Origin of the sequence: Aurantimonas sp. NFXS3, assembly GCF_049132005.1 — a bacterium.
In the GTDB taxonomy this organism is placed as follows: Bacteria; Pseudomonadota; Alphaproteobacteria; order Rhizobiales; family Rhizobiaceae; genus Aurantimonas; species Aurantimonas coralicida.
The window spans coordinates 409,636-422,605 of sequence record NZ_JAGDDZ010000003.1 but is presented as its reverse complement, the minus strand read 5'-3'; the positions used below and the strand labels follow the sequence as shown (position 1 = coordinate 422,605).

The window sequence follows — 12,970 nt, the reverse complement described above, 5'->3', positions numbered from 1 at the left end:
TTGCTCGCCTTAACGGTCTCGGCGTTGGGGTGAAGTTACCACTGCATCACGGAGCAGGCTAGCCAACGTCTCGCGCCCGCCCCGGGGTGACCGGCTCAGTGACCTGGCAGGCTGACTTCCTTCGTTCCAGCCTGCTAAGGCCCGGTCCCACAGGAATGTCGGTTCGAAGTCGTGGTGGACGCGCGGCAACGCATCACGGCTGCAGAGTTCTGTTACCAAAGCGACCATCGCCAGTGCGTCCTTTCGCTTCTGATCAACGCGCCCAGCCGGTAGCCAAGCTCGGAAACGCTTAAGATCGGTTGCTTCCGTAGTAGCGATGCCCTCCATGATATTTGTCCAGGTCCGAGCCTTGTAGAACAAGCCCATTGCACTGTGCATCACTGCTTGCGCAGTGCAGGGACCGAAAATTCCAGCCTGCTGCGCGGCATTAGTTGTAGCGCGGACATTCACCAACGGTTCGGTGAGCGGTAGATAGCCGACGTCCTCTGGCCCATGCAGGAGCGCGACTTCGTCGTCGGCCTCGAGATTGCCGTTTCGATAATCCTGATAGATTTGGCCGACCCCAACCACGCCGTAGGCATCGAGTTCCGCTGCTCTAAGCGCACCCATACTTGCTGCTCCGAAGACCGGTATCCCAAGAGACAGCGCCCAGAGGATCTCCTTGTGCCAGACCGCCAGAACCCCCTCGAAGAAGCCGTCAGCGAGGGCAATGGCGTCTGGCCGCGACTGGGCTGCGTGAAAAACATCGCCATTCCGCGCTGGCGGCTGCCGATCGAAGACAGGCGGTAGCGGTTGCTCCAAACGAGCTAAGGAAGGCCCAGCGAAAAGCACGACGCTCATTGTTGCTCCGCAGCGGCGCGGGCACGAGGGCCAGGCACGTAGCCAGGGCCGTCGTGCGGCGCCTCGAGTCCGGGGACGATTACCCGCACCACCGGGATACCCACGCCCGGCTTGTCAAGGTGAACAGCGACTGCTCCGTTCATACCGCACGCTGCAAGGCGGTCGAGCAAGTAACTCACCTGATCCTCTGGTGCGCAGGTCGCGAAAGACGGGCCAATGTTGTAGCGGCGTGGAGGGACGCTGTCGGCGAGGAGCCACTCCACATACCTCCTCTTTCCCATCAGACCACGCGGCGTAAACTCCGCGGGCTCGAGATCATCCCGAGAGCCGGTCACATAGGTCAGGCGGGTCTGCGCGGCCTCGGTAAGCGCCCGAATTAGCGCTATGTGTCGCTGCGGATGCGTGCCTGAACCAAGCCCTATGTGCCCGAGCCCCGCCACATCTTCCCAGATCAAGCAAAGAAAGCTCGCGACAGCGACATCCGTCGCTACATCCCATACTGCAACTCGCAGTCCGGCGTCGCTGATCTTCGCGCAGGTGGCCGCAGCGATAGGATGGTCGATCGAAGTAAGGTCAATACGCGTTATTGCCCGTGCCTCCGCGGATTGAGCCGACCACACCGCTACCGAATCCCGTTCGATCACCTCGCAAAGGGCGCTGCGAAGCGCCATTGCGTTCGTCGATCCAGAAGCTAGTCCATTCGTACTGGCCGGAAACAGACCGTACCCTGGCTTGAGCGGCTCGGAATAGTCAGCATGCACCATCTCGAACGGCAAGAGCAGCTTTCGTCCTGAGCGGAGCTCGACCCCATCCACCCAGAGCACCCGCGAATGCGGCGAGCGCGCCTCGCCTGAGATCCGGGGCAGACGTGAGACATCGATGGCGCGTCCCGACGCGGCAACGTTGGCGATGCTGTCTAACGTCAAAGGTAGCGTGATATTCTCCGCGTGCCAGACCTCGATCGCCTCCATCAACGCAGAGATCTTCGCGATTGTGAGATCGACCCCTTTCCCTTGTGAAACGCTCACCGACCTGGCGGCAGGACGGATGGCTAGCGCCACAGGGATCCCAATCCGATCAAGGTTTGTGACGTCTGCAAGCCGGGTAATTCCAAACTCCGACATCCGGCTCACTAGCGTGTCCAGCTGCGTAGCCTTCGTGTACGGAAGCGTAGCCTCACCCATGCATTCACTCAGCACATAAAGTTATCGCGAAACTGGGTTGTCGGCCCGCTGCCATCTTTCGGAAGCTGTTTCGAGGATTGTGTCGCAAGGACGTTGGCCGTTCATTGGGGTCAAGCCTGAACCGACGGCCGAGCCTGTAGCGGTAGTAAGAGTCGACAGCGAGATGCGTGATCCTAACACATGGGCAGCACCGCGGCAGAGTGCGCTCTGCGCTAGACTTTGCAGACACATATTTGCGGAGCCTGTTTCGGCCTCGGTGGCGCGCTTGGAGCGCAGCGACAATGCTGCGGCGCGACAGACATATCGATCCGTGGCCGACCGGAAGCGGTGGCGGACTTCTGACGAAGTGCTGGGCTCTGCTTGCGGCGTGTCTGAGAGGGGCCCGAACGTCGCTATTCATTGTCGGATGGCGCATGGTTTGGCAGTGCGCCCGTGCTCTGAGGCGATAGATCGCGGCCAAGCTTCAAGCAAGAATTAAGGCAGGCATAGTTATTGAAAGCGTAGATGATGGACTGATTGCGCTTTGCCCGGCGGCCGCCGCGAGGGCAATCGACAGGAGTTCCCCGTCTGCATCGATGCCCTCGCTACCGGTACCGCGCCTTTCCCGGCGTTCGAAGAGCACGCCGGGTTTGTGTCAATATGATGACGGGATCGCTCTGCAGGCGTAGCGTATCTATTGAATCTGCTTGTGATGTGCTGTCAAAATAAAGTCGGATTTTGGTTTACTGTATTTCGTAGTCAAACCGTTTTATGAGGCTCGTTATGCGGGACGTCTTGCCTCCATATGACGTAGAGAGATGGACGCCTCGTCGGAAAGCGTCGGTGGTAGGCGCTGTGGCGGGCGGCGACCTAACCGCAGATGCGGCATGTGCGAGATACAAGATCTCTCGGGAGGAGTTTCTAATGTGGGAGAGGCTCGAAAATCGCTATGGCGTTTCGGGCCTTCAGACAACGCGCGCTGAGAACTATCGCAAGCGGAAACCCGACTGAGCCGCTCGGGTTTGTATGCCACACATCTCTTAGAGTTGATTTAAAACTGATGAAGCTTGGGGATGCGGCGCATGATCTAGGCGGCGTAGAGAAAGGCTCTGGCGGAACCGATCGTGGCTTCGAAGTTTTTAGCGAGCCTTCGGTTTCGGTTGATCCAGTCGAGGAACCGTTCAACGACTCTTGATCTTGTTGCCGGCGTCGTAACCACAAGGCTGCCCGCTTCGGTGGTCTTGACCCTTTGACCGTCGGTGATTGCCGCCGTGGGACTGGCAGCGCGTTCCGTCCGCTCTCGGTCGGCCATGACAAGAGCGTGGTCGATCTTCTCGAAAATGCAGCTGTCACGCCAAGCCGCAGACCATCGGTAGACCGTGCTCCATGGCTGAAAGTCGCTCGGCAACAGGCACCATTCGATGCCACCGCGCATGACGTAGAAAATCGCGTTGACGATCTCTCGCATGTCTCATGATCTCGGCCGTCCCGTCCCGTCCCGTCCCGTCCCGTCCCCGTCACGCTCACCGGCGGGAGATGCGGCTCGATCACCTGCCACTCCGCATCAGTTAAGCTAAGCTGTCAATGGAGTTGATGTTCATATCGCTAAATGAAGACGAGGCGGCAACAAACAACGATCTCAGATCGTCGACCTGAGACACCCGGAAGCCTGCCCGTCGCCTTCGGCCCTCCGGTCATCGTGTGGCGCTGAACGCGGTATGAACGAGGCATTCAGCGACGGTTCCGACCGCCGGGTTCAAGTTCGGGTCATTCCATCCCGAGCCGATGTGCTCTTGTCGGAGATGCCCAGATGATCCGCTTGCCCCTTGCTTCTGCCCTCGTTGTTCTCGCCGGCCTGACGACCGTAACCCCAGCATCCGCCAACGACGTGCGTTTCGACCAGTACGGCTGGTCGAACTCCGCCGGCGGATCTCAGCAAGGCTACCGCAACCGTATCCGCGTCCATCAGGACGGCCGATACAATCGCTCGGTCAGCGAGCAGCGCGGTTCGCACAATCTGTCGGTTGTCGGTCAGGAGGGGCGTAGGCATTACGGCGCGACCTACCAGTACGGCAGGCGCAACTCCGCCGGCATCGGCCAGTTCGGCTCCGACCACACGACAATCCTCTCTCAGGACGGTCACGGCAACATTGCGGCCGGTGTTCAGGTCGGACGCGGCTGCTCGGCCGACGTCGCGCAGGGTGGCAGCGGGAACGTTGCAGCCCTCGTCCAGGCCTGCGACTGACCCCGCGCTGAGCGGCGCGTCCCACCCGTTACATTCCCATCCCATTGATGAGGCCCGCCATGCCATTGCTCCGCCCTCGCCACCGCCTCGCCGCGGCTCTGGTTCTCCTCGGCGCCACCACCGCTGCCTTTGCCGGCCCAGCGGTCACGCGATCGGGCGAGGCGCCGATCCGGTGCGAACTCGACGTCTCGCGCCGGGGCGGTTCGGTCGAACTGACCGCGCTCGCCCATGCCGCGAAGTCAGCGCGTGGTAAGTATGCGTTCCACGTCTCGGGTCGGGGAACCGACATCCGGCAAGGCGGGCCCTTCGCCATCGCTTCCGGCGGGACGGAACAACTCGGCATGGTCACGCTCAGCGCCGGCGGCTCCGGCTACGACGCCGATCTGACCGTCGTCATCGATGGCAAGACGATATCCTGCTCCGGCCGGGTCGGCGGCAAGATCTGACGAAGCGACAATACCCTGCTTTGCCGCGCCGGCCCGGTAGGGGCCGTTTCCAAACTCCACGCATGTCCCGGAACAGACCGGGGAACGGAGATCTTATGACCTTCATTTCCGCGAACGCCATTGCGGCCGCACTTGCCATTGCTGTGGTCGCCCCGGCGACCTTCGCCACGCCCGCGGCCGCCGGCGGCCAGGTGTCGTGGACCTTCGTCCCGAATGACCGGCAGACGAGCGGGGCCGTTGAAGCGGGGCTGCGGATCTATTCGCTCTATAACGGCCTCAAGGACGGCTCGATCCGGCAGAAAGGCCAGGGCAACAACGCCGGCCTCGCCCAGCGCGGACGGGGCAATGTCGGTCTCGTCCAGCAGCGCGGGAATGGCCATTCTGGCACGCTGGAGCAGAACGGCGACGGCAACGCCTACGGTCTCTTCCAATTCGGACGCGGAGCCCGCGACGCCGTCGTCCAATCCGGCAACCGCAACAGCGGCGCGACCTTTACCTACGGTTGGTGACGGGGATCGTCAGCTTTCAGGCTCGGTGCGCTCAGGAGTTGTCTGACCTCTGTGGCCGCCTTGAAGAACAAGGGGTGATTCCGGGTATCGGCGTGGTCGGGTGCCTCCATCTGTCCGGCCTTTTGTTGCAGGGCGGTGCTGCGGGCCGTAAGGAGTCCGCAGGTCGGATCCATATCAGCTTTTCGCGCTGGAACGCGCTCTGCCATTCCCTCCTTCGACCGCCTGCGCCACCGGCGACCTCTGGCGTCAGTCTTGGCCTCACGCCCCGACCGGTGCCGGCGCGCTGTAATTCTCCTGCCTAGCAAGAAGCACCCAGACCATGTGCGCCACCGTGTTGGCCAGCGCGAGCGAGACCAGCATGCGGGGTCTGCGCACCAGCATACCTTCCAACCATGAGCCTTCCGGCGGTTCCTCGCACGATGCCTCGCAGTCCCGGCCGGCGGCGAATAACCTTGAGCATGAGCCGCGGAAAGAACGGTCGGGCGGAGCAGACAGTAAATCCGGAGCAGTTAGAGGCGATCCAGTCCTGGCTGGGCCGGAAGGGAGCCTGTTCAGTCTCGCGGTTGAACGCTGCGGCATCTCTGTGGCCGCTCACGCTCTCAGGTCGGTCAGACTTCCACAACCATCTCTTTGGACGGAACGGCTGCGGACCCGCAGTTTATCTCGGCCATACGCAGCCTCGGTTTATGGATCAGGGAGGCCTTGCCGTGGGACCTTCAGGTGCTACACTTAGAATCAAGTCGCAGCCGTGAAGGCAAGGGAATCAAGGGGTTATTTCGGCTATTCCGGTAGGTCAGAATCCTGCCGCCCCAGCCAAGAATCTCCATCCCTCTGAAATCGTTGGTCTCGGCTGGAGAGAATCCTCCGACTGAAATGGCCCTCTGACTAAAACCCGCTGAGGCTGCGTGGATAGTCCAACGCCGTACGAGCGCCGACAAAACCGGCCGGTGGCGTCGCGGCCCCTTGCACGGCAGCGGGTGGGATGGTTTGAGGCGGCTCCTCCCTCGCTCCCACCTGGAATCCCCGCATGATCCGCCTTGAAAGCCTCGGCAAGCAGAACGGCAAGCAGATCGTCTTCATCGAGGCGTCGGCCGCATTACAGCGCGGCGAAAAGGTCGGGCTTGTCGGCCCGAACGGCGCGGGCAAGACGACGTTGTTTCGCATGATCACCGGCGAGGAACTGCCGGACGAAGGCCAGGTCTCGGTCGACCGTGGCGTGACCATCGGCTATTTCAGCCAGGATGTCGGCGACATGGCGGGCCGCAGCGCGGTGGTCGAGGTGATCGACGGGGTGGGACCGGTCAGCGCCCTGGCGGCCGAGATGGCGGAGCTGGAAGCGGCCATGGCCGACCCCGACCGCGCCGACGAGATGGACGAAATCATCACCCGCTACGGGGAAGCGCAGGAGCGTTACGACGAACTCGACGGCTATGCGCTGGACGGGCGTGCCCGCGAGGTGCTGGACGGCCTCGGCTTCAGTCAGGCGATGATGGACGGCGATGTCGGCGAGCTGTCCGGCGGGTGGAAGATGCGCGTGGCTCTGGCAAAGATCCTGCTCATGCGCCCCGACATCATGCTCCTCGACGAGCCGTCGAACCATCTCGATATCGAAAGCCTGATCTGGCTCGAAACCTTCCTGAAGGGCTTCGACGGCGCTGTCCTGATGACCTCGCACGATCGCGAATTCATGAACCGCATCGTCAACAAGATCATCGAGATCGACGGCGGCGCGCTGAATTCCTATACGGGCGACTACGAGTTCTATCGCCAGCAGCGCGCCATCGCCGAGGTGCAGCAACAGGCGCAGTTCGAGCGACAGCAGGCGATGCTGGCGAAGGAAGTGGCCTTCATCGAGCGCTTCAAGGCGCGCGCCAGCCATGCCGCGCAGGTGCAGAGCCGGGTCAAGAAGCTCGACAAGATCGAGCGCGTCGAGCCGCCCAAGCGCCAGCAGACGGTGCGCTTCGAGTTCCAACCGGCGCCGCGCTCGGGCGAGGACGTTGCAACCGTCAGGGCCGTCCACAAGAGCTACGGCGATCGCACCATTTATCAGGGCCTCGACTTCCAGGTGCGCCGGCGCGAGCGCTGGTGCGTGATGGGCGTCAACGGTGCCGGCAAATCGACGCTGCTCAAGCTGGTCGCCGGTGCCTCGGAGCCGGATATCGGCAACGTGACCCGGGGGCCGAGCGTCAAGACGGGCTATTTCGCCCAGCACGCCATGGAGCTGCTCGAAGGCGACCGCACCGTTCTGCAGACGCTGGAAGACAGCTTTCCGCAGGCAGGCCAGGCGCCTTTGCGTTCGCTGGCGGGCTGCTTCGGCTTTTATGGCGACGAGATCGAGAAGAAGTGCCGCGTCTTGTCAGGTGGCGAGAAGGCCCGGCTGGTCATGGCCAGGATGCTGTTCGACCCGCCGAACTTCCTCGTCCTGGACGAGCCCACCAACCATCTCGACATCGCCACCAAGCAGATGCTGGTCGAGGCGCTGTCGCGCTACGAAGGCGCGATGCTCTTTGTCAGCCACGACCGCCATTTCCTGGCGGCGCTCTCCAACCGCGTGCTGGAGCTGACGCCGGAGGGGCCGCATCTCTATGGCGGCGGCTATGCCGAATATGTCGAGCGCACCGGCCAGGAGGCCCCGGGGCTGCGGAGCTGAGCCCCGCGGCGCCCCTGAGACGCCTCAGGGATGGATCGCGGACAAACGGCGGGCGCGGAGCAGGGTGTGGCACCGCAACAGGTACGGGCGATCCGCTTTGCGCGAGTCCGCGATCGTGCAGGTTCGGTTTCGCGAGCGAGAGCGGCTGCATCCCCGGGGCCGCTCCCACTCTCTGGTCGGTCAGACGACGACCACCACCTTGCCGATCGCCTTGCCGCTGGCGAGGTGCCGATAGGCGTCTTCGACCTCGGCAAGCCTGAACCGCCGTTCGTCGACCACCGGCTTCAACGCGCCCTCGTCGCAGAGACGGGCCAGTTCGGCGAGGATCGCCCCATGGGCGCTCCGATCCTTGTCGTGCAGCATCGGGATCAGCATGAAGACGACATGCAGGGACGCGCCCTTCAGATGTGCGGGCGTCAGATCCAGCTCGGCCATCGCCAGCGTGGTCGCGACATGCCCGTTCAGCGCAACCGCCGCGAAGGAGTTCGTCAGATTGGCCCCGCCCACAGTGTCGAGGACGACGTCGAACCCGGCCCCGCCGGTATGGGCGGCGACGTAATCCGCGACCGCTTCGGTCCTGAAGTCGATCGGCTCCGCGCCAAGCTCCTTCACGACGGCAATCCGCTCGGCGCCGCTATCGGTCGCGTAGGCTTCTGCTCCGAAGGCTTTTGCAAGCTGCACGCCGACATGCCCGACGCCGCCGGACCCGCCGTGCACCAGGACCTTCTGTCCCTTGGTGACGCCTGCGCGGGTGAGACCCTCATAGGCCGTGATGCCGACGAGCGGCAGGGCGGCGGCTTCCCGCATGGACAGGGATTTCGGCTTGTGGGCGATCAGTCTCGCGTCGGCCGGCATATATTCCGCCAGCGCCCCCTGCAGGTCGGCAAGGCCGCCGGCGCAGCCATAGACCTCGTCCCCGACCGCGAAATCCGTGACCCCGGCGCCGACCTCCTCGATCGTACCTGCAAAATCCATGCCGAGGATCGCCGGAAGTGCAGGCGCGAAGCCCAGATCCGATCCCATGTTGCGGATCATCATGTCGATCGTGTTGACGCTGGTCGCCGCGATGCGAACCACGACATGCCCTTCGGACGCCGACGGCCTGGCCTGCTCCCGGGGGCGAAATGCAGCGGTCGGCCCGTATTCCTCAAGGATCATCGTCTGCATGGTCATGCTCCATTGGCTGGTTTCCCAACAAAGCTACACCGTAGGATAATGCGATAAACGGCGGATTTCAGAGTTCAGTTTTCGTCTAAGGGATATAATCGTCCACGTCCGCCGAGTGGTGACGGCAGCTATGCCTGCAGCCAGGGCGGGTTGCGGCCGATCCGGTCGACCAGAAAGTCGATCAGCACCCGCACCTTGGGCGAGAGGATATTCGACTTCGGATAGACCAGCCACAGGACGGAGCCATCGTCGATCTCGTGGTCGGCCAGAACCCGGACCAGCGTGCCCTCCGCCAGTTCGCGGTGAATGCACCAGAGCGAATTCATCGAGATACCCGCGCCAGCGAGCGTCGCGGCTTTCTGGCTCGCACCATCATCGACGATCAGCCGGCAGTTCGTTGCCCCCGGGTCGAAGGTCTGGTCGGTCCCCTGCGGCCCGCGCAGCGGTCGGGGCAGGGCGTTGCGAAAGCCGATGAGACGATGATCCCTGAGGTCCGAGGCCTTTGTCGGCGTCCCGTTCCGGGCGAGATAGGCCGGCGCGGCGACAAGGACCCGCGTATCATCCGCCAAGCGACGCGCCTTCAGCGACGAATCCGCCAGCGGGGCGCTGCGGAGCGCCAGGTCGAACGATCCCTCGATGAGATCGAAGGGCGCATCCGACAGTCGCAGATCGAGCTTCAGATGCGGGTAGCTGTCGAGGAAGTCGGGGACCAGCGGCGCGATATACTCGACCGCGAAGGTCGACGAGGCGGCGAAACGCAGCGTGCCCGTGATGGTCGGGTTGCCCCGCCCCAGCGCGGCAAGGCCCGCATCCTGCTGGGCGAGGATCTCGCGCGCAAAGGGCAGGAACTCCATCCCTTCGATCGACACCGACACCTTGCGCGTCGATCGGTGAAGCAGTTCCGCGCCGAGCGAATGTTCCAGCTTGGCGAGCCGGGTGCTTGCCGCCGCCGGCGTCATCCCGAGAGCGCGCCCCGCCGCGCTGATGTTCAGCCGCTCCGCAGCGAGGACGAACAGACGCAGGTTGTCGGTATCCATCGATTATATCCGTATCGCAAATACTGAATCGCATTATGCGCAGTTTACTCAGCTTTCGGAAATAGCGATCTTCCCTAGTGTCAGCATGGAGACGGATGCCCCGGCGGGTTGCCGACATGCCCGGCAGTTCAGCGCGTAGATCCGCATCGAAATGCCGTCGCGCGCCCCTTCCAGGACATGAACCGAGCCGCACCGGACAGGCGTCCGTCGTCCGCAATCCAGGAGATGAGACCATGACCGCTTATTCCGTACTCGAAGTGACGCCCACGAACGCAGACTGGGTCGAGGACTATCTGCCCACCGCGAACAAGGTGATCGCGCGCCACGGCGGCAGGTATCTCGCCCGCACGCAGTCGCACGAGCAGATCGAGGGGGAGCCGTATGACGTTGCGCTGCGGATCATCATCGAATGGCCGTCGGTCGCAGCAGCGAAAGCCTTCGAGAGCGATCCGGAATATGCGCCGCACCTCCAGCAGCGCCTGGCGAACTCGCGAAGTGTTCACGCCGTCGTCGAGGGCAAGGACGATCTCGCCTGAGTCCGCCGCCGATCCATTCCGTCACGCTTCACCAGGGAAACGAACCATGAAGACGCTCATCCTCGCCTCCGTGCTGGCTTCGGCCATCTCCACGGCTGCCGCCCAGGAATCCATCCCCTACTATTCCATCATGTCGGTCACGCCGACGACGGATGAGTGGGTCGCCGACTATCTTCCCGTCGCAAACCAGCGGGTCGCGGCCCATGGCGGGAAATTCCTCGCGCGCACCTCGAACCACGAACGTCTGGAAGGCGACCGGGACGATGCCGCCCTCCAGATCATCATCGAGTGGCCGTCGAAAGAAGCCGCCGAGGCGTTCGTCAACGATCCGGAATACAGCCCGCACCTGAAGGCGCGGACCGAGGGCTCGGTGAGCCATCACGTGCTGGTCGAAGGCAAGGACGCCCTGGCCAACTGAGCGTCGGAGGGGGCGCCACCGTCGGCCTGACGGCGAGGCGGCGCCTTCTCTTGCTGCGGCGAGAGCCGAACATGGGTGAGAGAGCGAAAGCCTGGACATGCTGGACCGCGTCGCAAGCCGGAACTTGCCAACGATCAACCGCGCCTACAATGCGGTGTTCCGGCCGAACCGGCTTACCCTGGGGCTCGTCGTGCCCCTGGAAACCTATGCGACGCGGGCCGTGCCCTCGATGACGCAGCATCTCGAGCGGGTACGACTGGCGGACGAGCTGGGCTTTGCGGCGCTGTGGCTGCGCGACGTGCCGTTCAACGTTCCGTCCTTCGGCGACGCAGGCCAGACCTACGACCCGTTCGTCTATCTCGGCCTTCTGGCCGGGATGACGCAGCGGATCGCTCTTGGCGTGGCCAGCGTGGTTTTGCCGCTGCGCCATCCCGCGCATGTCGCGAAGGCGGCGGCCAGCGTCGATGTGCTGTCGGGCGGCCGGCTCATTCTCGGTATCGCATCGGGCGACCGTCCCGACGAGTTTCCGGCGACCGGCACGTCTTTCGCCGACCGCGGCATGCGGTTTCGCGAGAGCTACGACTATATCCGCCACATGGGCGCCGACGCCCCGGCCTTCGACAGCCTGGTCGGCAGTCTGGACGGCGGCATCGACATGCTGCCCAAGCCGGTCGGCGGGCGGCTGCCGCTTCTCGTCACCGGCGGCAGCCAGCAGGATCCGGAATGGATCGCATGCCACGGTGACGGCTGGATGCTCTATCCGCGCGACGCGGCCACGCAGGCGCGGATCATCGGCGACTGGCGAACCCGGACACATGATGCGGGCGGCGCCGCGAAACCGGCGATGGAGCCGCTCTACATCGACCTGGAGGACGATCCCGAGGCATCGCCCCGACCGATCCATCTCGGCCTGCGACTGGGGATGCGCCATCTGGCACGCTACCTGAAGGCGCGCGAGGCGATCGGCGTGAACCATGTCGCGCTGAACCTGCGCTTCAATCGTGCGGATACCGAAACCACCATGAAACGCCTGGCCGACGAGCTGTTGCCAGCCTTCTCGAACTGAGGATGTCCACCATGTCCAAGACCATTCTGATCACCGGTTCGACCGATGGTATCGGGCTGGAAACGGCGAAGAAGCTCGCCGCCGACGGCCATGCGATCCTCTTGCACGGCCGCAGCGCCGACAGACTGGCGGCGGCCGCGAGCGCCATGCCCGACGGCGCGTCGGTCGAGACCTACATGGCCGATCTGTCCCGGCCGGACGCGGTGCGATCGCTGGCGAAGGCCGTTCGCGACCGGCACGACAGTCTCGACGTGCTGATCAACAATGCCGGCGTCTACGGGACGGCGGAGACGGTGACCGCCGAGGGGCTCGACATGCGCTTCGCGGTCAACACGATCGCCCCTTACGTGCTGACCCGCGAGCTCCTGCCAATCATGGGACGGGGATCGCGGATCGTGAATCTCTCCTCCGCGGCACAGGCGCCCGTCGACCTTGAGGCCCTGACGGGCGGCAAGCGCCTGTCCGACGGAGCCGCCTATGCCCAGAGCAAGCTGGCACTGACCATGTTGTCGCGATCGCTGGCCGACGAGCTGGGTGAAGACGGCCCGGTCGTCGTCGCCGTCAATCCAGGCTCGCTGCTGGGCACCAAGATGGTCAAGGCCGCCTTCGGCACGAGCGGAAACGACATCGGCATCGGCGTCGACATCCTCTCGCGCGCCGCCACGTCGGACGAGTTCGCCGACGCATCGGGCCGATACTACGACAATGACGGCCGCCGCTTCGCCTTCCCCCACGCCGATGCGCAGGACGCCGACAAGCGCGAAGCCCTCATGCGGACAATCAACGGTCTCGTCTAGGAGAGGGAAGGATTGCGGTCGCCCGCCCCGGGAAGTGTTGCGTGAAATGCGGCATTCGGGGCTATAAGCTCTCTGCCCGACCTGCGACCGTTTCGC

At 63.8% G+C, this 12,970-nt stretch carries 14 protein-coding genes; 9 read left to right on the top strand and 5 right to left on the bottom strand.

What is annotated here, in order from left to right; translation table 11 throughout:
• Positions 1 to 9 precede the first annotated feature (9 nt).
• Both J3367_RS12250 and J3367_RS12245 read right to left on the bottom strand, forming a co-directional pair.
• Positions 10 to 840, bottom strand: a complete 831-nt coding sequence (locus J3367_RS12250) for a TfuA-like protein (RefSeq protein ID WP_081651874.1) — start codon at positions 838 to 840, stop codon at positions 10 to 12.
• The gene (locus J3367_RS12245) at positions 837 to 1,964 is read right to left on the bottom strand and encodes a YcaO-like family protein (RefSeq protein WP_035694824.1); all 1,128 of its coding nucleotides are present in this window, start codon (positions 1,962 to 1,964) and stop codon (positions 837 to 839) included. The genes J3367_RS12250 and J3367_RS12245 overlap by 4 nt, the downstream gene beginning before the upstream one ends.
• 810 nt (positions 1,965 to 2,774) lie before the next feature.
• Here J3367_RS12245 and J3367_RS12240 point away from each other — a divergent pair.
• A complete protein-coding gene (locus tag J3367_RS12240; RefSeq protein ID WP_081651875.1) occupies positions 2,775 to 3,014 on the top strand; it encodes a DUF1153 domain-containing protein in 240 nt (79 codons plus the stop codon).
• Between the two features lie 76 nt (positions 3,015 to 3,090).
• Here the strand turns inward: J3367_RS12240 and J3367_RS12235 are convergent, their stop codons facing one another.
• Positions 3,091 to 3,471 (bottom strand): IS5/IS1182 family transposase, encoded by a 381-nt coding sequence (locus tag J3367_RS12235; protein WP_051141559.1) that lies wholly within the window; start codon positions 3,469 to 3,471, stop codon positions 3,091 to 3,093.
• A 342-nt stretch (positions 3,472 to 3,813) separates the two neighbouring features.
• Here J3367_RS12235 and J3367_RS12230 point away from each other — a divergent pair, with 342 nt between their 5' ends.
• From J3367_RS12230 to J3367_RS12215, 4 genes are all read left to right on the top strand, one after another.
• The gene (locus tag J3367_RS12230; protein WP_024350081.1) at positions 3,814 to 4,248 is read left to right on the top strand and encodes a curlin; all 435 of its coding nucleotides are present in this window, start codon (positions 3,814 to 3,816) and stop codon (positions 4,246 to 4,248) included.
• A 59-nt stretch (positions 4,249 to 4,307) separates the two neighbouring features.
• Positions 4,308 to 4,694 carry a curli-like amyloid fiber formation chaperone CsgH gene (csgH, locus tag J3367_RS12225; protein ID WP_060576888.1) on the top strand — a complete coding sequence of 129 codons (387 nt, stop codon included), beginning with the start codon at positions 4,308 to 4,310 and terminating at the stop codon, positions 4,692 to 4,694.
• 95 nt (positions 4,695 to 4,789) lie between these two features.
• A complete protein-coding gene (locus J3367_RS12220; RefSeq protein ID WP_024350083.1) occupies positions 4,790 to 5,203 on the top strand; it encodes a hypothetical protein in 414 nt (137 codons plus the stop codon).
• Positions 5,204 to 6,230: 1,027 nt separating this feature from the next.
• The gene (locus tag J3367_RS12215; RefSeq protein ID WP_024350085.1) at positions 6,231 to 7,853 is read left to right on the top strand and encodes an ABC-F family ATP-binding cassette domain-containing protein; all 1,623 of its coding nucleotides are present in this window, start codon (positions 6,231 to 6,233) and stop codon (positions 7,851 to 7,853) included.
• A 180-nt stretch (positions 7,854 to 8,033) separates the two neighbouring features.
• On the opposite strand, the gene J3367_RS12210 is transcribed toward J3367_RS12215, so the two are convergent.
• Entirely contained in the window at positions 8,034 to 9,020 is a 987-nt protein-coding gene (locus J3367_RS12210) for a zinc-dependent alcohol dehydrogenase family protein (protein ID WP_024350086.1), read from the bottom strand.
• A gap of 128 nt (positions 9,021 to 9,148) precedes the next feature.
• Complete coding sequence (locus J3367_RS12205; RefSeq protein WP_421461190.1) at positions 9,149 to 10,057, bottom strand: LysR family transcriptional regulator; 909 nt, start codon at positions 10,055 to 10,057, stop codon at positions 9,149 to 9,151.
• 233 nt (positions 10,058 to 10,290) lie between these two features.
• On the opposite strand from J3367_RS12205, the gene J3367_RS12200 reads away from it, so the two are divergent.
• The 4 genes from J3367_RS12200 to J3367_RS12185 all read left to right on the top strand — a co-directional run bounded on the left by J3367_RS12200 (position 10,291) and on the right by J3367_RS12185 (position 12,874).
• The gene (locus tag J3367_RS12200) at positions 10,291 to 10,593 is read left to right on the top strand and encodes a DUF1330 domain-containing protein (protein ID WP_024350088.1); all 303 of its coding nucleotides are present in this window, start codon (positions 10,291 to 10,293) and stop codon (positions 10,591 to 10,593) included.
• A gap of 46 nt (positions 10,594 to 10,639) precedes the next feature.
• On the top strand, positions 10,640 to 11,011 hold the full coding sequence (locus J3367_RS12195) for a DUF1330 domain-containing protein (RefSeq protein ID WP_081651876.1): 372 nt from the start codon (positions 10,640 to 10,642) through the stop codon (positions 11,009 to 11,011).
• Between the two features lie 124 nt (positions 11,012 to 11,135).
• Entirely contained in the window at positions 11,136 to 12,077 is a 942-nt protein-coding gene (locus J3367_RS12190) for an LLM class oxidoreductase (protein ID WP_202814803.1), read from the top strand.
• Positions 12,078 to 12,088: 11 nt separating this feature from the next.
• Positions 12,089 to 12,874 carry an SDR family NAD(P)-dependent oxidoreductase gene (locus J3367_RS12185; protein ID WP_024350091.1) on the top strand — a complete coding sequence of 262 codons (786 nt, stop codon included), beginning with the start codon at positions 12,089 to 12,091 and terminating at the stop codon, positions 12,872 to 12,874.
• Positions 12,875 to 12,970: the final 96 nt, after the last annotated feature.